This is a genomic window from Streptomyces sp. NTD107 (assembly GCF_059510435.1).
Genome location: NZ_JCAJZV010000010.1, coordinates 44,596 through 69,199 on the forward strand (window position 1 = coordinate 44,596; position 24,604 = coordinate 69,199).

24 protein-coding genes and 1 pseudogene are annotated in these 24,604 nt (G+C 70.6%); 10 read left to right on the forward strand and 15 right to left on the reverse strand.

Going from position 1 to position 24,604, the window contains the following annotated elements; genetic code table 11:
* Positions 1-123: 123 nt before the first annotated feature.
* The 4 genes from AC5WRL_RS20105 to AC5WRL_RS20120 all read right to left on the reverse strand — a co-directional run bounded on the left by AC5WRL_RS20105 (position 124) and on the right by AC5WRL_RS20120 (position 4,765).
* Entirely contained in the window at positions 124-1,071 is a 948-nt protein-coding gene (locus AC5WRL_RS20105) for an SDR family NAD(P)-dependent oxidoreductase (RefSeq protein ID WP_496090006.1), read from the reverse strand.
* Between the two features lie 56 nt (positions 1,072-1,127).
* Positions 1,128-2,600, reverse strand: a complete 1,473-nt coding sequence (locus tag AC5WRL_RS20110; RefSeq protein ID WP_496090007.1) for a hypothetical protein — start codon at positions 2,598-2,600, stop codon at positions 1,128-1,130.
* Between the two features lie 39 nt (positions 2,601-2,639).
* Positions 2,640-4,055 (reverse strand): outer membrane protein assembly factor BamB family protein, encoded by a 1,416-nt coding sequence (locus tag AC5WRL_RS20115; RefSeq protein ID WP_496090008.1) that lies wholly within the window; start codon positions 4,053-4,055, stop codon positions 2,640-2,642.
* Between the two features lie 209 nt (positions 4,056-4,264).
* Complete coding sequence (locus tag AC5WRL_RS20120) at positions 4,265-4,765, reverse strand: MarR family winged helix-turn-helix transcriptional regulator (protein ID WP_496090009.1); 501 nt, start codon at positions 4,763-4,765, stop codon at positions 4,265-4,267.
* Positions 4,766-4,852: 87 nt separating this feature from the next.
* Here AC5WRL_RS20120 and AC5WRL_RS20125 point away from each other — a divergent pair, with 87 nt between their 5' ends.
* The 4 genes from AC5WRL_RS20125 (at position 4,853) to AC5WRL_RS20140 (ending at position 8,573) form a co-directional block, all read left to right on the forward strand.
* Entirely contained in the window at positions 4,853-5,656 is an 804-nt protein-coding gene (locus tag AC5WRL_RS20125) for a trans-aconitate 2-methyltransferase (RefSeq protein WP_496090010.1), read from the forward strand.
* Positions 5,653-6,021, forward strand: a complete 369-nt coding sequence (locus AC5WRL_RS20130) for a VOC family protein (RefSeq protein WP_496090011.1) — start codon at positions 5,653-5,655, stop codon at positions 6,019-6,021. The genes AC5WRL_RS20125 and AC5WRL_RS20130 overlap by 4 nt, the downstream gene beginning before the upstream one ends.
* A gap of 105 nt (positions 6,022-6,126) precedes the next feature.
* A complete protein-coding gene (locus AC5WRL_RS20135; protein ID WP_496090012.1) occupies positions 6,127-8,025 on the forward strand; it encodes a rhamnogalacturonan lyase in 1,899 nt (632 codons plus the stop codon).
* 143 nt (positions 8,026-8,168) lie between these two features.
* Positions 8,169-8,573, forward strand: coding sequence for a rodlin (locus tag AC5WRL_RS20140; RefSeq protein ID WP_496090013.1), 405 nt, complete (start codon positions 8,169-8,171; stop codon positions 8,571-8,573).
* A 225-nt stretch (positions 8,574-8,798) separates the two neighbouring features.
* On the opposite strand, the gene AC5WRL_RS20145 is transcribed toward AC5WRL_RS20140, so the two are convergent.
* Together AC5WRL_RS20145 and AC5WRL_RS20150 are read right to left on the reverse strand one after the other, a co-directional pair.
* A complete protein-coding gene (locus AC5WRL_RS20145) occupies positions 8,799-9,491 on the reverse strand; it encodes a TetR/AcrR family transcriptional regulator (protein WP_496090014.1) in 693 nt (230 codons plus the stop codon).
* A gap of 7 nt (positions 9,492-9,498) precedes the next feature.
* A complete protein-coding gene (locus AC5WRL_RS20150) occupies positions 9,499-10,569 on the reverse strand; it encodes an acyl-CoA desaturase (RefSeq protein WP_496090015.1) in 1,071 nt (356 codons plus the stop codon).
* Positions 10,570-10,841: 272 nt separating this feature from the next.
* On the opposite strand from AC5WRL_RS20150, the gene ppc reads away from it, so the two are divergent.
* Positions 10,842-13,598 (forward strand): phosphoenolpyruvate carboxylase, encoded by a 2,757-nt coding sequence (ppc, locus tag AC5WRL_RS20155; protein ID WP_496090016.1) that lies wholly within the window; start codon positions 10,842-10,844, stop codon positions 13,596-13,598.
* A gap of 89 nt (positions 13,599-13,687) precedes the next feature.
* Positions 13,688-14,191 carry a GNAT family N-acetyltransferase gene (locus tag AC5WRL_RS20160; protein WP_496090136.1) on the forward strand — a complete coding sequence of 168 codons (504 nt, stop codon included), beginning with the start codon at positions 13,688-13,690 and terminating at the stop codon, positions 14,189-14,191.
* Here the strand turns inward: AC5WRL_RS20160 and AC5WRL_RS20165 are convergent.
* Entirely contained in the window at positions 14,140-14,622 is a 483-nt protein-coding gene (locus AC5WRL_RS20165; RefSeq protein WP_496090017.1) for a hypothetical protein, read from the reverse strand. The two genes, AC5WRL_RS20160 and AC5WRL_RS20165, sit on opposite strands and share 52 nt — an antisense overlap.
* 231 nt (positions 14,623-14,853) lie before the next feature.
* On the reverse strand, positions 14,854-15,174 hold the full coding sequence (locus AC5WRL_RS20170; protein ID WP_496090018.1) for a hypothetical protein: 321 nt from the start codon (positions 15,172-15,174) through the stop codon (positions 14,854-14,856).
* Between the two features lie 144 nt (positions 15,175-15,318).
* On the opposite strand from AC5WRL_RS20170, the gene AC5WRL_RS20175 reads away from it, so the two are divergent.
* Both AC5WRL_RS20175 and AC5WRL_RS20180 read left to right on the forward strand, forming a co-directional pair.
* A complete protein-coding gene (locus AC5WRL_RS20175) occupies positions 15,319-16,182 on the forward strand; it encodes a helix-turn-helix domain-containing protein (protein ID WP_496090019.1) in 864 nt (287 codons plus the stop codon).
* Positions 16,179-16,391, forward strand: coding sequence for a DUF397 domain-containing protein (locus tag AC5WRL_RS20180; protein WP_496090020.1), 213 nt, complete (start codon positions 16,179-16,181; stop codon positions 16,389-16,391). Before AC5WRL_RS20175 ends, AC5WRL_RS20180 begins: the two co-directional genes overlap by 4 nt.
* On the opposite strand, the pseudogene AC5WRL_RS20185 reads toward AC5WRL_RS20180, so the two are convergent.
* The 3 genes and pseudogenes from AC5WRL_RS20185 to AC5WRL_RS20195 all read right to left on the reverse strand — a co-directional run bounded on the left by AC5WRL_RS20185 (position 16,357) and on the right by AC5WRL_RS20195 (position 19,224).
* A pseudogene (locus AC5WRL_RS20185) lies at positions 16,357-17,504 on the reverse strand (dihydrofolate reductase family protein). The gene AC5WRL_RS20180 and the pseudogene AC5WRL_RS20185 overlap by 35 nt on opposite strands.
* Positions 17,497-18,219: a hypothetical protein gene (locus tag AC5WRL_RS20190; protein WP_496090021.1), complete on the reverse strand. Its 723-nt coding sequence runs from the start codon at positions 18,217-18,219 to the stop codon at positions 17,497-17,499. Before AC5WRL_RS20190 ends, AC5WRL_RS20185 begins: the two are co-directional and overlap by 8 nt.
* A 36-nt stretch (positions 18,220-18,255) precedes the next feature.
* Positions 18,256-19,224 carry a GlxA family transcriptional regulator gene (locus tag AC5WRL_RS20195; RefSeq protein ID WP_496090022.1) on the reverse strand — a complete coding sequence of 323 codons (969 nt, stop codon included), beginning with the start codon at positions 19,222-19,224 and terminating at the stop codon, positions 18,256-18,258.
* 82 nt (positions 19,225-19,306) lie between these two features.
* Here AC5WRL_RS20195 and AC5WRL_RS20200 point away from each other — a divergent pair, with 82 nt between their 5' ends.
* Both AC5WRL_RS20200 and AC5WRL_RS20205 read left to right on the forward strand, forming a co-directional pair.
* Positions 19,307-20,590, forward strand: a complete 1,284-nt coding sequence (locus AC5WRL_RS20200; protein WP_496090137.1) for an MFS transporter — start codon at positions 19,307-19,309, stop codon at positions 20,588-20,590.
* Positions 20,591-20,600: 10 nt separating this feature from the next.
* A complete protein-coding gene (locus AC5WRL_RS20205) occupies positions 20,601-21,557 on the forward strand; it encodes a DMT family transporter (protein ID WP_496090023.1) in 957 nt (318 codons plus the stop codon).
* A gap of 1 nt (position 21,558) precedes the next feature.
* Here AC5WRL_RS20205 and AC5WRL_RS20210 read toward each other — a convergent pair whose 3' ends face one another.
* From AC5WRL_RS20210 to AC5WRL_RS20225, 4 genes are all read right to left on the reverse strand, one after another.
* Positions 21,559-22,041 carry a hypothetical protein gene (locus AC5WRL_RS20210; RefSeq protein ID WP_496090024.1) on the reverse strand — a complete coding sequence of 161 codons (483 nt, stop codon included), beginning with the start codon at positions 22,039-22,041 and terminating at the stop codon, positions 21,559-21,561.
* Positions 22,042-22,083: 42 nt separating this feature from the next.
* Positions 22,084-22,686, reverse strand: coding sequence for an aminoacyl-tRNA hydrolase (gene pth, locus AC5WRL_RS20215; RefSeq protein WP_496090025.1), 603 nt, complete (start codon positions 22,684-22,686; stop codon positions 22,084-22,086).
* 62 nt (positions 22,687-22,748) lie between these two features.
* Complete coding sequence (locus AC5WRL_RS20220) at positions 22,749-23,345, reverse strand: 50S ribosomal protein L25/general stress protein Ctc (RefSeq protein WP_496090026.1); 597 nt, start codon at positions 23,343-23,345, stop codon at positions 22,749-22,751.
* 189 nt (positions 23,346-23,534) lie between these two features.
* Positions 23,535-24,512 (reverse strand): ribose-phosphate diphosphokinase, encoded by a 978-nt coding sequence (locus AC5WRL_RS20225; protein ID WP_496090027.1) that lies wholly within the window; start codon positions 24,510-24,512, stop codon positions 23,535-23,537.
* Positions 24,513-24,604 lie beyond the last annotated feature (92 nt).

Below are 24,604 nucleotides of genomic sequence, written 5' to 3' on the forward strand. Positions count from 1 at the left end.
TCCGGGACAGGAGGAGACGGCGCACCGTCTCTCGTGTTCGTAGTCGGAGGAGGCGGGCGCTGCCCGGGTCCGGACCGATGCCGTGCAGGGGCCCAACGCCCGTGGACGGTCGGGCCGTTCGCCTCAGTCGAAGGCGTTGACTCCGGTCAGTTCGGCCGACAGGGTCCACAGGCGGGCCGCCTGGGCCGGGTCGGTGGCCCAGGCTCGTACGGCTTCGGGGGCGGCGATGTCGCAGTCCACGCAGTACGCGCCGCCCTCGCCCGCCAGCCGGGGAGAGGTGGCGGCCCAGGTCTGGGTGGCGGCGCCCTGGGCGGGGGTCTTGAAGTCGGTGCGGGGGGTGCCGTGTTCGTCGATCCAGCCCAGCTCCGTCATCTCCTCGCTGGTGAGATGCCGCTGGAGGGTGGTCATGATGGGGCCGGGGTGGAGGGAGAAGGCGCGGACCCCGGCGGACTGCCCGAGGGTGTCGAGATGCCGCGCGAACAGCACGTTCGCCGTCTTGGCCTGGCCGTACGCCCGCCACTTGTCGTAGCCGTGCTCGAACTGCACGTCGTCCCAGCGGATGCCGCCGCGCAGGTGCCCGGCGGAGGAGACGGCGATCACCCGCGCCCCGCCGTCGCGGGCGAGGGCGGGCCACAGCCGGTTGACGAGGGCGTAGTGGCCGAGGTGGTTCGTGGCGAACTGTGCCTCCCACCCCTGCGGGCCGACCCGGGTCTCGGGGCAGGCCATGATGCCGGCGTTGGCGATCAGGATGTCGATGGGGCGGTCGGAGGCGAGGAAGGCGTCGGCGAAGCGCCGTACGCTCTCAAGATCGGCGAGATCCAGCTCGGCGATCTCCACCTCCGCGATCCCGTCGAGTGCCGCCCGCGCCCGCTCCGGCCGCCGTGCCGGTACGACGACATCCGCCCCGGCCGCGGCCAGCGCGCGGGTGGTCTCCAGGCCGAGCCCGGCGTACCCGCCGGTGACGAGGGCGAGCTTGCCGGACAGATCGACGCCGCGCAGCACGTCCTGCGCCGTACTGTGCGCGCCGAACCCTGATCCGATGGGGTGCTGCGCGGTGGTGGTGGTCGTCATGCCGCCACCGTACGGCTGGGAGTGCGCTCCAGTACAAGACGTCCTGCCCGGGCGCCTCAGGCGGTCTCCGCCGGTGCCGCCGGGAGGTTGCGGTCGAAGGCGTGGATGGAGAGCGGGGTGCCGTCGTAGACGTCGACGTGGACGTACATCCGCTTCTCGTCGGTGAGGACCAGTACCCTTCCCAGGGCGTCCAGCCCGCCCGGGACGAGCGCGCTGCCCTCGATCTGCGGGATGCCGGACCGTTCACTGAGCCGGGAGAGGTACAGCCAGTGGCCGCCCCGCCCGCCCTCGTCCGCGACCAGCAGGGAGTACTCCTCCCCGATCTCCACGAGCCGGTCGGACTCCGTCGCCGAGATCTCCCAGCGCTTGACGCCGGAGGTCATGTCGTACGCCGTGAACCCCTGATCGTAGGTGCCGCTTTCCGCCGTCACCAGCAGACCTTCGCCCTGCGCCCAGGAGGGGTCGGGGGATTCCCGGTCTCTGAGCCGGGTGAGGGATTCCCACCGCGGATCTTCTCCCGGCTCGGTCCGCAGTGTGTGGATCGCCCAGTCCCACCCGTAGGAGTTGGCCATCTCGACGACGAGCGGCTCTTCGGAGATCACGGCGCTGACGTGCCGGGCATGGTCGTTGAACAGGTGCAGTTGTTCGCCGGTGTCCACGTCGTAGATCTCGGCGAGCGGCAGATACCTCACCCCGTTGCCGCAGGAGGCGACCACCTGACGGGTGCCGACCGCGATCGAACTCCGGTCCTCGCAGAGTTCCGTCATGACCAGCGGCTCGCGCGGCTCGCCGTCCGAGGACCGGAAGCGGTGGATCCGGCTGCCGTCGTCGGTCAGTACGGACACGGTCTCGGGGTGCACGGCGACCGGGACGTACGTGGCCGGGCGGACGTCTTTCAGCTCGGTGAGGTCCTTGGTCCACACGACTTCGCCGCTGCCGGTGTCGATGGCGGAGAGCAATGTGCAGTTCTGCCAGAGCCGGCGGTCCGCCGGGTCCGGTGGCGGACTGTCCTCGGCCCTGAAGAGCGCCGCTACCAGGCCCGTTTCGCTGATCTCGCGGGACGCGGTGCACAGCTGGTCGGCACCCTCCGGGAGGCCGGTCTGCCATACCTCCTCGCCGTCCGCCAGGGAATGGCCGGTGAAGAGTTTCTGGCTCGCGGTCACCAGGGTGTCGGCGGGGGTGAGCCAGGCGGTGACGTACCCGCCGGTTGCCGTTCTGTCCGCGACCGGGCTGTGCCAGGCGGTGGGCATGGTGCCGCCCGGTGGGGTGCCGTTCTCGCCGGCCGGGGCGGAGCCGTCGCCGGAGCCGTCGCCGGCGCCGTCGTCCGGGCCGGTGGTCGTACCGGCTGTGGTGCCCCGTTCGGCCAGCGAGTTGCCGAGGGCACCGCCGAGCAGGAGCAGGGTGACCAGCCCGGCGCCGGCCGGCAGCCACCGGCGCCAGGCGCGGCCGGGGCGGCGTTCCGGTACCGGCGGGACGGGTGGGAAGGAAGGGAGCGGTGGTGCCGGTGGCGCCGGCGGTGGCGGGAGCATGGGCGGAGTGGGCGGGTTGGCCATGGCGGTTCGCTCCCCTCAGAGCTGGCGGTCGAAGCTGACGGTGCGGACGAAGTCACTGCCGCTGACCGTGACGTAGAACCCGTCGCGGTCCCAGGCGAAGACGGCCGTGTGGTCGCTGTCCCCGCTCAGCGCGGGGTCCCCGAGGTTCGCGGGTACGGAGCCCTCGATGACCTGCTTGCCGTCGTGAAAGGCGACCCATCGCACCCGTAGCTCGTCCGGTTCGCGTGCTTCACCGGACAGATCCAGGAACGAGTCGTCGGCCGGCTGATCGACCATCAGCACATGGTCGCCCTCGACGCCGACCAACTGCTGGCGGTGGACCTGCCCGTCCCACAGCCGGGTGCCGGTGGTCAGGTCGTAGCCGCTCAGCAGTGTTTCGCCGTGCCGGGTGAGCAGGAGGATCAGCAGGGGCGGGCCGTCGGTCCGGGAGATCAGGGTCTCGGTGACGGTGCCTTCCTCCTCGGCGGTCCACACGGGTTCGGGCGTCGTGGTGACGCCACTGGTGGTGTAGGCGCGGATGCCTTCGCTCCGGAAGAGGACGAGTGGTGATTCGGACAGGACGCCGTGCACCGAGTAGGGGGCGGTGTCGACCTGGACGGACCAGGTGGGCCCGTCCTGCGGCCCGCCGTCCGGGGCGAACGCCTCGACCTGCCACAGTTCGGCCTCTCCCTCGCCTGCGCCGGGTCCGGCGGCGGCCGGGTTCTCGCAGCGTGACCACAGCAGCAGGTGGTCCGTGCCGGGCAGGTACCGCTGGTCGCCCCAGCACTCGCGCGAGCCGGCCGGCCGCAGCGGGTCCAGTGGCTCTCCGTCGCGCAGTGCGAAGCGCTCCACGACGGCTTCTCCGCCCGCCCGCAGTACGGCGACGGTGCGGTCGCTGACGAGCAACCGCGTTGTTTCGTTGCCGCCTTCGATGTGGTGCAGGGTGTCCCACCACACGACCTCGCCGTTGGTGGTGTCCACGGTGACGACGACGTCGCAGCCTGCTGTCGTACTGCCACGGAAGGCCAGGACGAGGAGGCGTTCGTCCTGCGACATGGCCATGCGGGCGCACAGGCTTTCGGCGGCGTCCGGCAGCGTGGCTTCCCAGGCGTATTCCCCGGTGGCCGGGTCCAGGGCTCTGGGGCCGGTTGCGTCGAGGCGGATGAGGACCCCGTTCTGGATCCAGGTGGGCGACCCGAAGCCGCCGGGGTTCTCGGCGGTGGGGAGGTCGGGGGTCCGCCAGTTCCCTTCGAGCCGGCCGCCGAACGCCGCCGGTTCCTTGTCGGCGCGCGGCATGCTGGGCGCGCCGCCCGCGCTGGACGGGGTGGTGTCGCCGCCCCGGCCGAGCAGCCAGCCGCCGCCGGTGCCGATGGCGAAGGTCAGCAGGGCGGCCAGCAGCAGGACGGGCCATGGTGTGCGCGACGCACGCCCTTGCGCCTGCCCGGGTCCCAACTCCGGCCCCGGTCCTGGGCCCTGTGGCGGTGACGTTGGTGGTGTGGGTGGTGATGGTGGTGGTGCGGGCATGGCAAATCCCCCCGGGTCGGCCACGGCGTATCCCCTCCCGCATCGAGCGATGCGTGTACGACGAGCCCCGATCCTAGCTATCCGCTGATCGGACGACTACCCAAAGTGTGCGGCAGGTACGGGGATGCCGGGCGGAGTCAGGAGGCGGGGGTGTTGTCGAAGGGGGCGGTCAGGGTGCGCAGGAGGGTGGCCAGGTTCTGGCGTTCGGGGTGGGTGAGGTCGGCCAGGATGGCGCGTTCCTGGTCGAGGAGGCCGGCCAGGGCGGCGTCCGCGTGGTGGCGGCCGTCGGGGGTGAGGCGGACCAGGACGCCGCGCCGGTCGCTGGGGTCGGGCAGCCGTTCGACCAGGCCCTTCTTGGCCAGCCGGTCGATGCGGTTGGTCATGGTGCCGGAGGTGACGAGGGTCTGGGTGAGGAGGGCGCCGGGGGAGAGCTGGTAGGGGGTGCCGGCCCGGCGCAGTGCGGTGAGGACGTCGAATTCCCACGACTCCAGCTGGTGGTCGGCGAAGACCTGGCGCCGGGCCCGGTCGAGGTGGCGGGCCAGCCTGCTGACGCGGCTGAGCACTTCCAGCGGCTCCACGTCGAGATCGGGGCGCTCCCGGCGCCAGGCCGCGACCAGTCGATCGACCTCGTCCTTCATGGGAGCAGTGTAGTAGTTCTGTCGACGTGAAGTCTCTTGAAGCCGTTTATCTTGACATCGAGATAGTCGGCCGGGCATGGTCGGGACATGAGTGATCTCTGGGATCCCGGTCAATATCAGCGCTACAGCGGACACCGATCCCGGCCGCTGCTCGACCTGCTCGCCCGGGTGCCACGACTCGGCGAGCGGCCCCGGATCGCCGATCTGGGCTGCGGGCCCGGCGCCCCGACCCGGCTGCTCGCCGACCGCTGGCCGGACGCCGCGATCACCGGGTACGACAGCTCGCCCGCCATGCTCGCCGATGCCGCCGCGTACGCCGGGCCCACGGACGGCGACGGCTCCATCGCCTTCGCGCCGGCCGATCTCGGCAGCTGGACGCCACGGCCCGGATCGTACGAGCTGATCATCTCCAACGCCGCCCTCCAGTGGGTGCCGGGGCACACCGAACGCTTCCCCGCCTGGCTGGCCGGTCTCGCGCCCGGCGGGGTGTTCGCGTTCCAGGTGCCGGGGAACTTCGACGCGCCCAGCCATGTCCTCATGCGCGAACTGGCCGCGAGTGCGCCCTGGCGGGACCGGCTGGCCGGGGTGCTGCGGGACGCCGAGCCGGTACGTACCCCGGCCGGCTACTTCGAGGCGCTGGCCGGCCAGGGCTGCGCCGTGGACGCGTGGGAGACCACCTATCTGCACCAGCTGACCGGCGAGGACCCGGTCCTCGACTGGGTCATGGGCACCGGGCTGCGGCCCGTGCTCGCCGCCCTCGACGACGATCCGCAGGCCCGCGTCGACTTCCTCTTCGCCTACCGCGACGCGCTGCGCACCGCCTACCCGGCCGGTCCGCACGGCACCCTGTACCCCTTCCGCCGGATCTTCGCCGTGGCGGTGGCGCCGTGATCAGTGGCTTCGATCATGTGCTGCTCGCCGCCCCGCCCGGCAGCGAGGAGCGGCTGCGGGAGTTCTACGGGGGCGTGCTGGGGATGACCGAGCTGCCCAAGCCGCCGGTGCTGGCGGCCCGGGGCGGCTGCTGGTTCGGGTCCGGGACGTGCGTGCTGCACCTGGGCATCCAGCGGGAGTTCGTACCGGCGCGCAAGGCGCATCCCGGGATTCTCGTCTCCGGCATCGAGGAGTTCGGCCGCCGGCTGGCCGAGCGGGGCGTGGCGGTCGGCTGGGATCCGCACCTGCCCGGGTACCGGCGGTTCTACGCGGACGATCCGGTGGGCAACCGGCTGGAGTTTCTCGAACCGGACGAAGAGAGCTGAGCGGTTCGGCAACCTTTTGGTGGGGTGTGGCGACTTCTTTTCGCTCGTGTCGCTTGCACGGCACGTATCGCGTGAAGTCCACCCCCCACCTACCGAGGAGAGACCGTGGCCCCTCCACGCAATCCCCGAACCCGGCGCCGCTCATGGATCCTGTTGGGGGCGGCGCTGCTCGCCGGGGTGCTGGCCGCCCCGACCGCGCCCGCCGCCGTCGCCGCCGAGGATCCCGGCGACATCACCGTCGCCGCCTCCCAGCTGGAGAACCTCGACCGCGGCCTGATCAGCGTGCACTCCGGCGGCAACAACCTGGTCAGCTGGCGCTATCTGGCCACCGACCCCGACAACGTCGCCTTCAACGTCTACCGGGGCGACATCAAGGTCACCGACCAGCCCATCACCGGCTCCACCAACTTCCTGCACCGCGACGTCCCCAACAGCGCCGACTACCGGGTCCGGGCCGTCGTGGGCGGCGTCGAGCAGCCGTTCTCGCCGCACGCCATCCAGTTCCGCAACGGCTACTACGACATCCCCATCCAGCAGCCCCCCGGCGGCTCCGGCTACACCTACAACGCCAACGACGGCTCGGTCGGCGACCTCAACGGCGACGGCCAGCTGGAGATCGTCCTCAAGTGGGACCCGTCCAACTCCCAGGACAACGCCAACGACGGCACCACCGGCAACACCATCATCGACGCCTACACCCTCGCCGGGCAGCGGCTGTGGCGGATCGACCTGGGCCGTAACATCCGCTCCGGCGCGCACTACACCCAGTTCCAGGTGTACGACTACGACGGCGACGGCCGCGCCGAGGTGGTCATGAAGACCGCCGACGGGACGGTGGACGGTACGGGCCGGGTGATCGGCAACGCCAACGCCGACTACCGCAACAGCGCCGGCCGGGTGCTGGACGGCCCCGAGTACCTCACCGTCTTCAACGGCCTCACCGGCGCCGCCATGGCCACCGTCGACTACGTGCCGCCGCGCGGCACCGTCAGCTCGTGGGGTGACAACTACGGCAACCGGGTGGACCGCTTCCTGGCCGGCACCGCGTACCTCGACGGCTCCCGCCCCTCCATCATCATGGCGCGCGGCTACTACACCCGCACCGTCATCGCCGCCTGGGACTGGCGGAACGGGCAGCTGACCCGGCGCTGGACCTTCGACACCAACAGCTCCACCAACGTCGGCCAGGGCTACGACGGGCAGGGCAGCCACAGCCTGTCCATCGGCGACGTGGACGGGGACGGCCGCGACGAGATCGTGTACGGGGCGATGGCCGTCGACGACAACGGCTACCGGCTGTGGACCACCCGCACCGGCCACGGCGATGCCCAGCACCTGGGCAACTTCAACCCCAACACCTCGGGCCTGGACTACTTCAAGGTCTCCGAGGGCAGCAGCCAGCCGTCCTCCCTCTACATCAACCCGGCCAACGGCCAGATCCGCTGGCAGACCGCCCCCAACGGCGACAACGGGCGCGGCGTGGCCGGCAACATCTGGTCCGGTTCGGTCGGCGCGCAGATGTGGTCGGCGCGGGACGGGCAGCTGCGGAACATAAGTGGCCAGGAGATCGGCCGCAAGCCCTCCAGCATCAACTTCCTGGTGTGGTGGGACGGCGATCCGGTGCGGGAGCTGCTGGACGACACCCGCATCGACAAGTACGGGCCCAGCGGCGACACCCGGCTGCTGACCGGCTCGGGCGTGGCGTCCAACAACGGGACGAAGGCCACCCCGGTGCTCTCCGGCGACATCCTGGGCGACTGGCGCGAGGAGGTCATCTGGCGCACCAGCAACAACAGCGCGCTGCGGATCTACTCCACCCCGATCGAGACCGACCGCAAGATCACCACGCTGCTGCACGACCGGATGTACCGCACCGGTCTGGCGTGGCAGAACACGGCGTACAACCAGCCGCCGCACACCAGCTTCTACCTCGGGCACGGGATGGGCGCCGCGCCCCGGCCGACCGCCTTCACCGCACCGCTCGCCGCTCCCACGGGGGAGTGAACAGGTAATGGTTGAATCCTGCATTTCCCCTGAAAGGGGTACGTAAGAGGTCCGACCGAGTGAACAATGACAACCGAATCCGCTCTGCCGTGTTGTTCAAGGTGCTCCCGCAGCGGGGCATCCACACACGGAAGGAACATCTCGTGAAGAAGACCCTTGCCACGGTCGCTGTCGCCGCCTCGGCTGTTGGTATGGCGGGCGCGGCCGCTGCTCCGGCGATGGCCACCGACAACCAGCTGGGCCCGATCTCGGCCAACGGCAACGCGTCGGACCAGATCTACGGCAACACCACGACCAGCGGCAAGTTCTCCCCGAACTTCGCGCTGATCAACGGTTCGCTGAACAAGCCGTGCATCGCCGTCCCGCTGAACAGCGTCGACGTGCAGAACGTCGTCGGCCTGGTCAACGTCGGCATCCAGGACCTGCTCACCCAGAAGCAGAACCAGACCTGCGCCGAGAACTCCAGCTCCGTTCAGGGCGACGCGCCGCTGTCGCACGTCCTCACCGGCCTGGGGATCCTCTCCAACAACGGTGTCGGCAACGGCTGATCCAGCTCCGGCTGACCAAGCCCGCCGGATCGCCGGCGCGCCGGGCCCGTACTACCTCCGGTACGGCCCCGGCGCCGCCCGGCACCCCGGCGGCAATGCCCCGCATCGAAACCGCCCCCCGGCTGTGCACACAGCCGGGGGGCGGTTTCCCTTGTGCTTCTCTGCTTCTCTGCTTCGGTGCTTCGGGGCTCCCCCTGTGCCGGCGCCGGCCCGCCCGCCGGGCGATCACACCCGGCGGTGGCCCACCAGGCGCGGGTGCAGTTCCAGGCCCTGGAGGCCGTTCCACGCCAGATTCACCAGATGCGCCGCCACCTCGGACTTCTCCGGCCGCCGGACGTTCAGCCACCACTGACCGGTCAGCGCCACCATCCCCACCAGCGCCTGCGCGTACATCGGCGCCAGCTTCGGATCGAAGCCGCGCGCCTGGAACTCCAGGCCCAGGATGTCCTCGACCTGAGTGGCGATGTCCCCGATGAGGGAGGCGAAGGTCCCGGTGGACTGGGCGACCGGGGAGTCGCGTACCAGGATGTGGAAGCCGTCCGTGTACTGCTCGATGTAGTCCAGCAGCGCGAAGGCCGCCTGCTCGCACAGCTCGCGCGGGTGCCCGGCGGTGAGCGCCCCCTGCACCATGTCCAGCAGCCGGGTCATCTCGCGGTCCACGATCACCGCGTACAGCCCTTCCTTGCCGCTGAAGTGCTCGTACACCACCGGCTTGGAGACGCCGGCCTTCGCCGCGATCTCCTCCACCGAGGTGCCGTCGAAGCCGCGCTCCGCGAACAGGGTGCGACCGATGTCGAGCAACTGCTCACGGCGCTCGGTGCCGGTCATCCGCCGGCGTGCGCGCCGGGGCGGACGCTCCTTGCCGCCCCGGACCGCCTGCTCCTTGCCGCTGCTGCTGCTGCTCTCGTCGGTCGCCACCCCACCATCATGCCGTCTTGGCGGAACCCTCCTCCTCGGGGTTTCGCCCAGCGGCCGGCTCCACGGTGCCCGGCCCGCTCCCGGTACGCCGTGCCGCCAGCCGTTCCGGCTTCGGCCAGCGCACGTCGTACACCCAGCCCGCCCTCTCGAACCAGCTGATCAGCCGGGCGCTGGAGTCCAGCTGCCCGCGGTCCACACCGTGCCGGGCACAGGTCGGATCGGCGTGGTGCAGGTTGTGCCAGGACTCCCCGCAGGACAGCACCGCCAGCCACCACACATTGCCGGACCGGTCCCGGGAGCGGAACGGCTGCTTGCCGGTGGCGTGGCAGATCGAGTTGATCGACCAGGTGACGTGGTGCAGAAGCGCCACCCGTACCAGCGAACCCCAGAAGAAGGCCGTGACCGCCCCCTGCCAGGACCAGGTGGCCAGCCCGCCGATCAGCGGCGGCAGCGCCAGCGAGACGGTGGCCCACAGCACGAACTGCCGGGAGACGCGGCGTACGTCCGGGTCCTTGATCAGGTCGGGCGCGTACTTGTGCTGCGGGGTCTGCTCCACGTTGAACAGCCACCCGGTGTGCGCCCACCACAGGCCCTTGAGCAGCGCGGGGACGGTCTCCCCGTACCGCCACGGGGAGTGCGGGTCGCCCTCGGCGTCCGAGTGCTGGTGGTGCTTGCGGTGGTCGGCGACCCAGCGCACCACCGGGCCCTCCAGCGCCAGCGAGCCGGCGATGGCCAGGGCGATGCGCAGCGGGCGTTTCGCCTTGAACGCGCTGTGCGTGAAGTGGCGGTGGAAGCCGACGGTGATGCCGTGGCAGCCGGTGAAGTAGAAGGCGAGCAGCAGGCCCAGGTCCAGCCAGCTCACCCCGCCCCAGGTCCAGGCGACGGGGATGGCGGCGAGCAGCGCCAGGAAGGGCAGGACGATGAAGACGGTGAGGGCCACCTGCTCCACCGTGCCGCGCCGTTCACCGCCCAGGGTGCCGGACAGCGGGGGAGGTGGTGGCGCGGGGGAGTCGGTGGGGTCGTCGGCGGGGTCGGGGGGCGCCGCCTGGGAGGGTACGAGGTCGGGGCTGGTCGTCATCGGCAGCGTTCCTCAGCGTTCCTCGGGTGAGGGAAATGGGGAAAGGGGGGAAAGGGGGTACGTAGAGGCTGATGTCGGCGTCTACGGCTTACCTACGGGACCGTAACCTACGGCGACGTATGTATTGCAATCCGTGAGGTCATCTCACGCCCTGAAGCGCCCCCTCCCTTGCGGGGCGGCCTCATTACCATGGGGGTCCGTCGGACAGCGCGGTCCGTGACCTGCCAGATTCCTGCCCATTCAGCTTCATTCAGCTGCGAGGAGCCGCAACTGTGAGCAGTGCCGACAGTAAGCCGGAGAGAGTGGAAAGCCCCGAAAGTGGTAGCGCGCTGCGCGCGGACATCCGTCGTTTGGGTGACCTGCTCGGGGAGACGCTGGTCCGGCAGGACGGTCCTGAACTGCTCGACCTCGTCGAGCGGGTCCGGTCCCTGACCCGTACGGACGGCGAGGCCGCCGCCGCCCTGCTCGGGGATACCGATCTCCAGACCGCGGCCAAGCTCGTACGCGCGTTCTCCACCTACTTCCATCTGGCGAATGTGACCGAGCAGGTGCACCGGGGGCGCGAACTGGCGGCCCGCCGGGCGACCGAGGGCGGGCCGCTGTCGCGCACCGCCGACATGCTCAAGGAAGCCGACCCCGCGCATCTGCGGCAGACCGTGGCCAACCTGGGGGTACGGCCCGTCTTCACCGCACACCCCACCGAGGCGGCCCGCCGCTCGGTGCTCACCAAGCTCCGCAAGATCGCCGAACTGCTGGACCGCCCCGAGAGCGAGCTGTACGGCGCGGACCGGCGCCGTACCGAACTGCGGCTCGCCGAGAACATCGACCTCATCTGGCAGACCGACGAACTGCGCGTCACCCGCCCCGAGCCCACCGACGAGGCCCGCAACGCCGTCTACTACCTGGACGAGCTGCACCACGGCGCGGTCGGCGACCTGCTGGAGGACCTGGCCGACGAGCTGGAACGGGCCGGCGCACCGCTCCCGGCCGGCTCCCGCCCGCTCACCTTCGGCACCTGGATCGGCGGCGACCGCGACGGCAACCCCAACGTCACCCCGTCCGTCACCTGGGACGTGCTGCTGCTCCAGCACGAGCACGGCATCACCATGGCCCTGGAGCACATCGACCAGCTGCGCAGCGCGCTGTCCAACTCCATCCGCAACAGCGGCGCCACCGAGGAACTGCTGGACTCGCTCGCCGCCGACCTGGAGGCGCTGCCGGAGATCACCCCGCGCTACAAGCGGCTCAACGCCGAGGAGCCCTACCGGCTGAAGGTCACCTGCGTCCGGCAGAAGCTGCTCAACACCCGCACCCGGCTGGCGGCGGGCGCCGTCCACGTACCCGGGCACGACTACCTGGGCACCGGCGAGCTGCTGGCCGACCTCGCCGTCGTGCAGCGCTCGCTGCGCGAGAACCGGGGCGGGCTGATCGCGGACGGGCGCCTTGAGCGACTGATGCGTACGGTGGCGGCGTTCGGGCTCCAACTGGCCACGATGGACGTACGCGAGCACGCGGATGCCCACCACCACGCGCTGGGGCAGCTCTTCGACCGGCTCGGCGAGGAGTCGTGGCGGTACGCGGACATGCCGCGCGAGTACCGGCTGAAGCTGCTCGCGAAGGAACTGCGCTCGCGCCGCCCGCTGGCCCCCTCCCCGGCGCCGCTGGACGCGGCGGGCGCGAAGACGCTGGGCGTCTTCGGGACGATCGGGAAGGCGCTGGAGGCGTTCGGCCCCGAGATCATCGAGTCGTACATCATCTCGATGTGCCAGGGCGCGGACGACGTCTTCGCGGCGGCGATCCTGGCGCGCGAGGCCGGGCTGCTGGACCTGCACGCCGGCTGGGCGAAGATCGGCATCGTCCCGCTGCTGGAGACCACGGACGAACTCAAGATCGCCGACGAGCTGCTGGACGCGATGCTGTCCGACCCCTCCTACCGCCGTCTTGTCGCGCTGCGCGACGACGTGCAGGAGGTCATGCTCGGCTACAGCGACTCCTCCAAGTTCGGCGGCATCACCACCTCCCAGTGGGAGATCCACCGGGCGCAGCGCCGGCTGCGCGATGTGGCGCACCGGCACGGGGTACGGCTGCGGCTGTTCCACGGCCGCGGCGGCACGGTGGGGCGCGGCGGCGGGCCGACGCAGGACGCGATCCTGGCGCAGCCGTGGGGCACGCTGGAGGGCGAGATCAAGGTGACCGAGCAGGGCGAGGTCATCTCGGACAAGTACCTGGTGCCGTCACTGGCACGGGAGAACCTGGAGCTGACGGTCGCCGCCACCCTCCAGGCATCCGCGCTGCACACCGCCCCCCGTCAGTCGGACGAGGACCTGGCGCGGTGGGACGCGGCGATGGACACCGTCTCGGAGGCGGCGCACGGCGCCTACCGGAAGCTGGTGGAGGACCCGGACCTGCCGGCGTACTTCTTCGCGGCCACCCCGGTGGACCAGCTGGCGGAGCTGCACCTGGGCTCCCGCCCCTCCCGCCGCCCGGACAGCGGCGCGGGGCTGGACGGACTGCGGGCGATCCCTTGGGTGTTCGGCTGGACCCAGTCCCGGCAGATCGTGCCCGGCTGGTTCGGCGCGGGCACCGGCCTGCGGGCGGCCCGCGAGGCGGGCCTGGAGGACACGCTCGCCGAAGCCTTCACCCGCTGGCACTTCTTCCGCAACTTCCTCTCCAACGTGGAGATGACGCTGGCCAAGACGGACCTGCGGATCGCCCGGCACTACGTGGACACGCTGGTGCCGCAGGAGTTGCAGCACATCTTCGACGTGATCGAGGCGGAGCACGCGCTGACGGTGTCCGAAGTGCTGCGCATCACGGGCGAGTCGGAGCTGCTGGAAGCCAACCCGGCCCTGAGCCGCACCCTCCACATCCGCGACGCGTACCTCGACCCGATCTCGTACCTCCAGGTCTCCCTCCTCCACCGCCAGCGCGAGGCCGCCGAACGCGGCGAAACCCCCGACCCGCTGCTGACCAGGGCCCTCCTCCTGACGGTCAACGGGGTGGCGGCCGGCCTCCGCAACACCGGCTGACCACGACGGCACCCTTCCGAGGCCCCGCCCGGCTACCGTGCCGGGCGGGGCCTCGGTGGTGTTGAAGGGAAGGAATGGCCGTGCTGGTGATGCGTCCTGCGGTGTCGGCCGACATTCCGGCGGTAGCGGAGATGATCCGCGCGCGCTGTTGCTGGATGGAGGAACGGGGTCTGCCCAGTTGGCGGGAGAGCGTGGACGATCTCGCCGGTCAGTGTGACAACCCATGCGGGGACGTGTGGCTGCTGGAGATGGACGGTTCGCGGATTGTCGGCCGGACGACTGTCCAGGATGAGGGTCCGCCCTGGGGCTGGACGGAAGCGGAGCGGGCGGAGCCCGCCCACTACCTCAACACCTCGGTGACCGACCCCGAGCTGCGCCATCTGCGGCCGGGCACACTGATGGCGCTGTGGGCGGTGGACCGCGCTGCCCGCGCCGGCCGGACCTGGGTACGTCGGGACTGCGTGCGGCCGGAGCTGGTGCGCTACTACACGGCCCAGGGATTCAGCCTTGTGCACGAGGTGGAACGCACCAAGTACCGCCTCTACCTGCTCGGCCGCCGGGCCGAGCCGATCGAGGAACTACCCGAGTGGTGATCGTGTTCCGAAGGGCAGGTCGCCCGCATTTCCCTGCGACGTCGGATCTGCTGGTTGCGTCCGACACCGGTGACTCCGAGGGCGGCAGTGTCCAGCGTTCCCGGAACGCGCTGGGCGGCTCGGGTGGCGGTGGTCCCGGAATCGAAGCCGCCGGTGAGGTGGAAGACCGTGGACTCCGGTTCCCAGGGGTGGATGTCGAGTGACTGGTCCATCGCTTCGCCAAAGGCTGCCAGGACATCAGCCTCCGGAGCCAAGGTCCGGGGGCTGCTGTGCAGGGCTGGTGCGGGATAGCGCAGATGCAGGTCGCCTCCGAAGACGGCGGTGGAGCGTTCAGTGAGTCGCCGAGTTCCGGTGAACAGCGTCTCGGAGCCGCTCTCCCGCACGACCAGCAGTGTGCGCGCACCGTCAGTCACAGCGAGATGTTCGAGCATGGGGTGGTTGTACGGTGTGACGGCACCGGTGCGGTCCGATGTGAGGTAACTGCCGTTGTCGTACGTCCAGGTGGTGGAGGCATAGGGCGTCGGGCGCAGGGCGAGCGTGAAGGTCTCCGGTCTCCATGCTGCGAAGGGGTCCGGCCGAGGCCGGCCGAACCCCAGTGGCGAGGTGGGTGCTGATCAGTGGATGGGTGTGTCGTACGGGGTGATGATTTCCGGCGGAGTGGGTCAGTCCACCCACTTCAGGCGAGCTGTGCCGTCGCCGCCCAGCAGTTGGGTGAAGAGGAACGGGATCCGTTCCGGGGAGCGCAGACGCATCAGGCGCTGCCCGTCGTCGCTGATCACCTGGGTCGCGCCGTCCGGGTGCTGCAACCCCCAGGACATCACCCACCCGTTACGGATGCCGCCCTCCTCGACCACATCGGCCACGACGGCGAACATCCGTGGCGCGGTGTCGTTGACCATGGCGGTGAGGTCGCGTTCGTAGACCTCAGGATCATTGAGACGTTGGAGGAACGGGGAAGGGGTCGGCGGGATCGGATCGCTCATGGAAGCCTCCTGTGCCAGAGGGGAGTTGCCTGACGTAGACTCTAGGGCAATGGCATTAAATTTTGGCGTAGATTGAAAAAATCTCATGCATTTCACTCGTGTGAGTGGATGACCAGGCATGGTGCTGGAGGAAGGTGGTTGCGGATGGCTGCCGTACGGGCCGCTCCGACCGGACGTCGTGTGCGACTCGGCGTGGAGTTGCGCAAGATGCGCGAGCGGGCGGGACTGAATGTCACGGAGGCGTCACGCGGTTTGGGAACCGTACCGGCGCAGATCAGCAACATAGAGTCCAGCCGGTACGGTGTGAGCGCCGAGCGGGTGCGTACCCTGGCCCGGATTTACAACTGCGATGACGGCGAACTCATCGATGCCTTGGTTGACATGGCTTCGGGCCGCAGGCGTGGATGGTGGGATCAGTACCGAGAGATCGTTCCCACTGGGATGCTGGATCTGGCGGAACTCGAAGATCACGCCACTGCCTTGCGGTGCGCCTACAGCACCCACGTTCCCGGCCTGTTGCAGACGGCCGAACATTCGCGAGGGATCTTCAGCGTGGTTGTTCCACCGCTGACTCCCTCGGAGGCAGAACATCGGGTCTCTTTTCGCGTGAAGCGCCAAGACGTGATCTATAGGGCTTCGCCAGTCAACTACAGCACGGTCATTCATGAATCCGCCCTCCTCATCCCCTTTGGAGGCGCCGATGCGATGAAACGGCAGTTGAGCCATATCGTGGAGATGAGCGAGCGAGATCACATCTGTGTTCGTGTAATCCCCTTCTCAGCCGGCGCGTATCTGGGGTCAGGGCACGCTGGGCACTCCATCTGCTACGCGTCGGGCCAGGTGCCCCTTCTGGACACGGTTCAGGTGGATCAGTCTCATGGCCTCCTGTTTCTGGACGCGGAGGCTCAGTTGGCGAGATACCGTTTGCTCTTGGACAAGATGGAAGCCGCAGCTCTTGACCCAGACGATTCGCGCGACTTCATCCATCGCCTGGCACGTGAACTATGAAAGAGGTCACTGTGTTGACTCATGCTTGGCAGCAGTCATCGTTCTGCGGTGAAGGGGATGCCTGCCTCCAGACCGCGATCGTGCCAGAACGCATTGTCCTGGTCCGCGAGAGCGCCGACCCCGCCGTCGAACTGGTGGCGACGCCCGGTCGGGTGGCCGGGCTGCTGGCCGCCGTCAGGCGGGGGGTTCTGGCGGCAGATGCGCGTTGACCGCCCGGGCCTCGTCCGCCAGGGCGGGTAGTTCGACCACCCGCACCCCGGCCGCGGCCAGGGCCTCGGCGCCGTCGCAGTTGGCGAAGAGCAGCGGCTCCCGCCAGGCGAAGACCACGGTGGGCAGGCCGGCGCGCAGGATGTGCTGGGTGCAGGTCAGCGGGCGGGAAGCCCGGGTGCTGCACGGCTCCAGTGAGCTGTAGAGCGTGGCCGTGGCCAGCCGGGGATCGGCCGGCGGAAGCTTGGCCAGGGCCGCTTCCTCGGCGTGGTTGTGGGGTCCGCCCTCGCGGGAGAAGCCGGTGGCGAGAACGTCCCCCGCGTCGCTGACGATGATCGCGCCGACCGAGAACGCCGTCTCGGAGAGGGGACACTGGCGGGACAGCGCGATGGCCTCGCGCATCCACTGCTCGTGGGAGGGGCCGTTCACTGGCGCACTTCCCTTCCCGGCAGATAGCGCAGCAGCACGCAGTCTCCGATCTGCCGTGTCTCGGCCAACCGCATGCGGCTTCCGGCATTCTGCGGGAAGGGGCCGGAGCCGACGAAGCGGGGGGCCGTCGGCTGGCCCACGAGGAACGGCGCGATCACCAGCTGGAGTTCGTCGGCGAGGCCGGCCCGGAGGAACTGGGTGTGCAGGGTGCTGCCGCCTTCCACCATCAGGCGCTCCACCCCGCGCTTCCCGAGGTCGGCCAACACCAGCTTCAGATCGAGTGGTTGGCCGCCGTTCAGGACCGTGGCCACTTCCGCCAGCCGCTCGGCAGCCTTGTGGACGCCTCCACCGTCACAGTAGACAAGCTTGTCCACCGCCCCGGTCGTGAAGAACCGTGCCGCAGGGTCGAGGTCGCCGGAGCCGCTGATGGTCACCTTCAGCGGGCTCTCGCCCCGGCCCGCCGCCACGCGGGCCGCGCGCCGGGCGGCGGAGCGTACCAGCAGGCGCGGGTTGTCCCGGCGGATGGTGTTCGCACCCACCAGGATCGCGTCACAGCCGGCTCGCACCTCGTCAACCCGGTCGAAGTCCTCGTCGTTCGACAGGAGCAGGCGCTCATCACTCGTGTCGTCGATGCAGCCGTCCACGGAAGCCGCGCAGGACAGCAGCACGTAGGGAAGATCAGTCATGCGGCGGCTCCGCGCTGGTGGGTGTTCGGCTCGGTGACAGGCTCAGGCCGTAGCCGTAGTGGGCGATCACGTCGGCGTGGTCCAGGGTGAGGTGGACGGGGTGGCCCGGGGGGAGGGGTGGGCCGGGGAGGGGTGGCAGTTGGGTGGGGAGGGGGGTGGTGTGGGGTTTGGCGTCGGGGGTGTGGACGGTGAGGGTCAGTTCGTCGGCGGCGCCCAGGAGTGGCTGGGCGGCCCAGCGGAGTTCGTGCGGGTCCGGGGTGATCAGCCGGGCCGTCGTGCCGGCCAGGGTGGCGTCCAGCCGGTAGTACGCGTACGGGGCGTCGCAGGCGGGTGCGGCGGCGGGGCGGCGCAGGGCCTGGAGGCCGGCGCGGGCCGCCGGGTCGTCGGGGTCGGCGCGCAGTACGGACCGGTACAGATGCAGGGCCTCGCCCTGCCGGCGGGCGATGGCGGAGCCGGGGTCGCCCTGCACGTAACTCAGCTCGATCTGCTGGGCCAGCACCCCGGCCAGCAGGACGGCGGCCACGGCGTCGCCGGGGCGGGCCGTCAGCGCCGCGCGCAGCCAGGGTTCGCCGGGCCATTGGGGTAACGGCCAGTCCTCGTCGGCCCGTTCGCCCGGAACGAGGCACAGGAGCCGTCCCAGCTCGCAGGCCGCCGCCGGATTCCCGGTCACCGCCTCGTTGTGCAGTGCGGCCAGCCGGTTGTCATCGATCACCACGTCCCGCACCCTACCGACCACCGGGCAAAGCGATGGTCAGGGACGGAAGGTGCGGCGGTAGGTGGTGGGGGTGGTGGACAGGGCGGTGTGGAAGTGGTGGCGCAGCGAGGCGGCGGTGCCGAAGCCGGTGGTGTGGGCGATGCGGTCCATCGGGAGGTCGGTGGTCTCCAGCAAGTGGCGGGCGCGGTCCAGGCGTTGCTGGGTGAGCCAGCGCTGGGGGGAGACGCCGGTTTCCTCGCGGAAGCGGCGGGTGAAGGTGCGCACGCTCATGGCGTTCCGGGCGGCGAGTTGCCGCAGGGTCAGCGGTTCGGCGAGGTGGGCCAGGGCGTAGTCGCGGGCGTCGGCGGTGGTGGGGCGGCCGGGGGGTGGCAGGGGGTGTTCGATGTACTGGGCCTGGCCGCCGTCGCGGTGCGGCGGGACGACGGTGCGGCGGGCCACCGAGGCGGCGACCGCCGAGCCGAAGTCCTTGCGGATCATGTGGAGGCACAGGTCGATGCCGGAGGCCACGCCCGCCGAGGTGAGGAGGTGTTCCTCGTCGGTGAACAGGACGTCCGGGCGCAGGTCCACCGCGGGGTAGAGGGTGCGGAAGCGGTCGCACTCCGCCCAGTGGGTGGTGGCGGTCCGGCCGTTGAGCAGTCCGGCGGCGGCCAGGACGAAGGCGCCGGTGCAGATCGAGGCGATTCTGGTGCCCGGCCGGATGCGGGCCAGCGCGTCGGCGAGCGGGGCGGGGAGGGTGCCCGCGGTGTAGGTCTCGTCGGGCTCGTGCGCGGCGGGGATGATCACGGTGTCGGCGCGGGCCAGGAGTTCGGGGCCGTGCTCGACGTTGATCGTGAAGTCGGCGTCGGTACGGACCGGGCCGGGGGTCGCCGTGCAGGTGCGGACGTCGTACAGCGGCTCCCCGGTCGCGGAGCGTGCGCGGCCCAGCAGCCGGTGCGCGATGCCCAGTTCGATGGGGAGCAGTCCGTGGCGGACGAGGACCGCCACCTGATGCCGTCGGGTGGCCATGGCCCGATCTTTGCACAGTGTGTCCTTCGGGCCACTCGATGGGATCGGTGCACCGGCGCACGATCGGGGGGTGAACAAGGCGATGTCGCGGGTGCATCCCGCCTGGTGGGTGGCTGTGGTGGCGTTCCTGGTGCTGGTCGGCGCGGCCGGGTTCCGGGCCACGCCGGGGGTGCTGGTCGACCCGCTGCACGAGGAGTTCGGCTGGTCGCGGGGGGCCATCTCCTTTGCCGTTTCCATCAATCTGCTGCTGTACGGGTTCACCGCGCCGTTCTCCACGGCGCTGATGGAGCGGTACGGGGTGCGGCGGGTGGTCGCGGGGGCGCTGGTGCTCATCTCGGCGGGCAGCGGGCTCACCGTTTTCATGACCAGCCAGTGGCAACTGGTCCTGTGCTGGGGGGTGCTGGTGGGGCTGGGTTCCGGGTCGATGGCGCTGGCGTTCGCCGCCACCATCGCGGGCCGCTGGTTCGTGGCCCGCCGGGGCCTGGTCACCGGGGTGCTGACGGCGGGCGGCGCGGCGGGGGGTCTGGTGTTCCTGCCGCTGGTCGGGCTGCTGGCGGACGGCCCCGGCTGGCGTACGGCGGCGGTCGTGGTCTCGCTGGCGGCGCTGGCCGTCGTTCCGCTGGTGGTGTGGGTCATGCGGGACCGGCCCGAGGACGCCGGGGTGCTGCCGTACGGGGCGCCCGAGGGCTACACGCCGCCGGCTCCGCCGACGCAGCGGGCCGGGCGGCGGGCGGTGGGCGCGCTGCGCACCGGGGTGCGCAGCCGGGTGTTCTGGCTGCTCGCGGCGACGTTCGCGATCTGCGGGGCGTCGACCAACGGCCTGGTCGGCACCCACTTCGTGCCCGGGGCCCACGATCACGGCATGGCCGTTCCGGTGGCGGCCGGGCTGCTGGCGCTGATCGGGGTCTTCGACATCGCGGGGACGGTCTTCTCCGGCTGGCTGACCGACCGGTTCGATCCGCGTCTGCTGCTGGCCGTCTACTACGGGCTGCGCGGTCTTTCGCTGCTGTTCCTGCCCGCGCTCTTCGCCGAGAACGTGCATCCGCCGATGCTGCTGTTCGTCCTGTTCTACGGGCTGGACTGGGTGGCGACCGTGCCGCCCACCATCGCGCTGTGCCGGGAGCACTTCGGCGCGGACGGCGCGGTCGTCTTCGGCTGGGTGCTGGCTTCCCACCAGTTGGGGGCGGCGGTGGTGGCCTTCGGCGCCGGGGCGATCCGGGATGTCACCGGCTCCTACGACCTGGCCTGGATCTCCTCGGGGGTGCTGTGTGCGCTGGCCGCGTTGCTGGTGATGGGGATCAGGCCCCCGGCCGAGCCGGCAGCGGATGCCGGAAGTGTATTGAAGGGGCGGGCAACCACCGTCTAATGTCAGCACCATGAGCAGCGATGCGCCTGACAGCGGGCGGCAGAAGTGGCTGGCGCTGGGCGCCGCTGGGGTGACCGTGGTGCTGTGGGCCTCGGCGTTTGTGTCCATCCGCAGTGCGGGGGAAGCCTACTCCCCCGGGGCGCTGACGCTGGGGCGGTTGCTCGCCGCCGTGGTCGTGCTCGCGGTGTTCTGTCTGGTGCGCCGGGTGGGGTGGCCGGCCCGGGCGGCCTGGCCGTGGATCCTGGCCTCCGGGTTTCTGTGGTTCGGGGTCTACAACGTGGCGCTCAACTGGGGCGAGCAGGAGGTCGACGCCGGTACCGCCGCCATGCTGGTCAATGTCGCGCCGCTGCTGGTCGCGGTCATCGGCGGCCGGATGCTGGGGGAGGGGCTGCCGCGCACCCTGCTGACCGGGATGGGGGTCTCCTTCCTCGGAGCGATCGTCGTCGGGTTCTCGCTGTCCGGTGAGGGAGACGCGTCCAGCCTCGGGGTGCTGCTCTGTCTGCTGGCCGCCCTGTCGTATGCGGCCGGCGTGGTGCTTCAGAAGTCGGCGCTCGCGCACGCCGGGCCGCTCCAGGTGGTCACCTTCAGCGCGCTGACCGGGCTCGTCGCCGCGCTGCCGTTCACCGGGCAACTGGTGGCCGAGGTCGCCGACGCCCCGGCGTCCGCCACGCTCAACATGGTGTATCTGGGGGTGTTCCCCACCGCCCTGGCCTTCACCACCTGGGCGTACGCGCTGGCCCGCACCACCGCCGGGAAGATGAGCGCCACCACCTATGTGGTCCCCGCGCTCGTGGTGCTGATGGCCTGGGTGCTGCTGGGCGAAGTGCCGGGTGTCCTCGGCCTGCTCGGTGGCGTGCTGTGCCTCGCCGGGGTCGCCGTCTCCCGCTCCCGGCCCCGGGACCGGGACCGTACGGCCGTACCCGCCCCGGCGCCCGCGCCCGAGGCCGCGCCCGAAACCGCCCGCTGACTCACCACAGCACGAACGCCGCCGCCAGCAGCGCGACGCCCGCGCCGGCCGTGGTCCACGCGGTGCGGTACATCCGCAGCCCGCCCGCGATCACCACGGCGGCCAGCAGAAGGGCACCGGCCAGCGGGAGCGACGCGTACAGCACGCCGGGCGCCCCGGTCCGTACCGCCTCCACCGTGCCGGGCCGCAGCGCCACCGGCACGGTCTCGCCGGGCGCGCGGGCGATCGGCTGCCTGAGGACGACGGTCTCACCGGTCGGCTCGAAGCGGCCGGTGCAGCGCTCGCGGTCGCAGGCATCCAGCAGCATGGCGCCCGATTCCCGGTCCGCGGAGCGCAGCGCGTGCCGCGCGGTGTCCCACGAACTCCAGGCCCCGCCCACGATCAGCAGCAGGGCGAGGAACGTCATCACGATGATCCGGGTGAGCAGCAGCGCGCCGAACGCGCTCTCCCCTGCTCGCCGCAGTCGGCTGCGTCTGACGGGCATGGCGCAGATCCTTGGCCAAGCCCGTACGCGGGGTCAACCCCCTCAGCCGTTGTACGTACCCTGCGCCCGCTCCAGGCCCTCGGCGATCAGGGCCTCCACCGCGTCGGCGGCGCGGTCCACGAAGTAGTCCAGTTCCTTGCGTTCGGCGGCCGAGAAGTCCTTGAGCACGAACGCCGCCACCTCCATCCGCCCCGGCGGGCGGCCCACCCCGAAACGGACCCGGTGGTAGTCGCGGCCCAGCGTCGCGGTCAGCGACTTGAGACCGTTGTGGCCGTTGTCGCCCCCGCCCAGCTTGAGGCGCAGCACGCCGTAGCCGATGTCGAGTTCGTCGTGGACGGCGATGACGCGCTCGGCGGGGATCTTGTAGAAGGCGCTCAGCGCGCCGGTGGGGCCGCCGGAGACGTTCATGTACGTCATCGGCTTGGCCAGCACCACCCGGTGGCCGGCGAGCCGCCCCTCCGCCACCATCGCCCGGGACTTGTGCGCCTTGAACGTGGCGCCGATCCGGTCGGCCAGCAGATCGGCCACCATGAAGCCGACGTTGTGGCGGTTGCCCGCGTACTGCGGCCCCGGGTTTCCCAGGCCCGCGATCAGCCAGGGGGAGGGGGACGGGGAGGGTGAGGTGCTTTCACTCATGCTCCGCATCCTTCCATCCTCCGATCCTGCGATCGCGGGCCCGGGTTCACCGGGTGAGCCGGTCGGTCGGCTCAGGCGGACGCGGCCTCTTCGCCGTTGCCCTCGCCGGCACCCGCCGCCGGCTCCTCGGCCTGCGCCTGCACGACCTGCACGACGATGTCGTCGCCGTCGATGGCCAGCGTGGTGCCCTTGGGCAGCGGCACGTCCTTGGCCAGCACCGAGTCGCCGGTGTTCAGGCCCTGCACGGAGACGGTGAGGGACTGCGGGATGTGGGTGGCCTCGGCCTCGACCGGCAGCGCGGACAGCACGTGCTCCAGCAGACCGGCGCCCGGGGCCAGGTCGCCCTCGGTGAGCAGCGGCACCTCGACGTTGACCTTCTCGCCCTTCTTCACGACCAGCAGGTCGAGGTGGACGAGGTGACCCTTGAGCGCGTGGCGCTGCACGGCCTTGGGGATGACCAGCTCTTCGCGGCCGGCGACGTCCAGGGTGATCAGGACGTTGGAGTTCTTCAGCGCCAGCATGGTGGCGTGGCCCGGCAGGGTGACGTGCACGGGGTCGGCGCCGTGCCCGTAGATGACGGCCGGAACCTTGTCGGCGGTACGGATGCGGCGCGAGGCGCCCTTGCCGAACTCTTCGCGGATCTCGGCGGCGATCTTCACATCGGCCATGGTGTTCTCCCTGGGTATCGGGTGCTGGACGGTACTCGTGTCACCCGGCCCGTAGGGACCTGACCTGCTGCGACCTGCTGTGTACAGCATGAGCGCGTCGATTACGGACGACCCCGAAGGGCCTCCCTCGCCGAGCAACCCGGGAAGTCTACCCGGCGGGGGAGGCGGCGCCCGAATCGGCTACGCGTCTTACGCGTCGCCCTCGAACAGGCTGGTCACCGAGCCGTCCTCGAAGACCTCGCGCACCGCGCGGGCGATGGTCGGCGCCATCGACAGCACGGTGACCTTGTCCAGCTCCAGCTCACCGGGGGTGGGCAGCGAGTTGGTGAAGATGAACTCGGACACCTTGGAGTTCTTCAGCCGGTCGGCGGCCGGCCCCGACAGCACCCCGTGGGTGGCCGCCACGATGACGTCCTCCGCGCCGTTCGCGAACAGCGCGTCCGCCGCCGCGCAGATGGTGCCACCGGTGTCGATCATGTCGTCGACCAGGACACACACCCGGCCGTCCACATCGCCCACCACCTCGTGCACCGTCACCTGGTTCGCCACATCCGGGTCACGCCGCTTGTGCACGATCGCCAGCGGCGCGCCCAGCTTGTCCGCCCAGCGGTCCGCGACCCGTACCCGCCCGGCGTCCGGGGAGACCACGGTCAGCTTGTCGCGGTCGACCCGCCCGCCGATGTAGTTGGTGAGCACCGGCAGCGCGAAGAGGTGGTCGACCGGGCCGTCGAAGTAGCCCTGCACCTGGTCGGCGTGCAGATCCATGGTGATGATCCGGTGCGCGCCGGCCGTCTTCAGCAGATCCGCCATCAGCCGGGCCGAGATGGGCTCGCGGCCCCGGTGCTTCTTGTCCTGCCGGGCATAGCCATAGAACGGAATGATCACGGAGATACTGCGCGCGGAGGCCCGTTTCAGGGCATCGATCATGATCAGCTGTTCCATGATCCAGGTATTGATCGGCGCCGTGTGGCTCTGGATCAGAAAACAGTCGGCACCGCGCACCGACTCCTGAAAACGTACGTAAATCTCGCCGTTCGCGAATTCCCTGGCCGTGGTCGGGACCAGACCCACGCCCAATTCGGCGGCGACCTCCTTCGCCAACTCGGGGTGGGCGCGGCCGGAGAAGAGCATCATCTTCTTCTCGCCGGTCGTCTTGATCCCGGTCACAGTGTGTCTCCTTGGAGTCCGCTTCTGCGCGTATCGGCCCGTTCGGGGCACCTCTACGGTACTTCCCGCCCATCGCGGCGGCTTGGCACGGT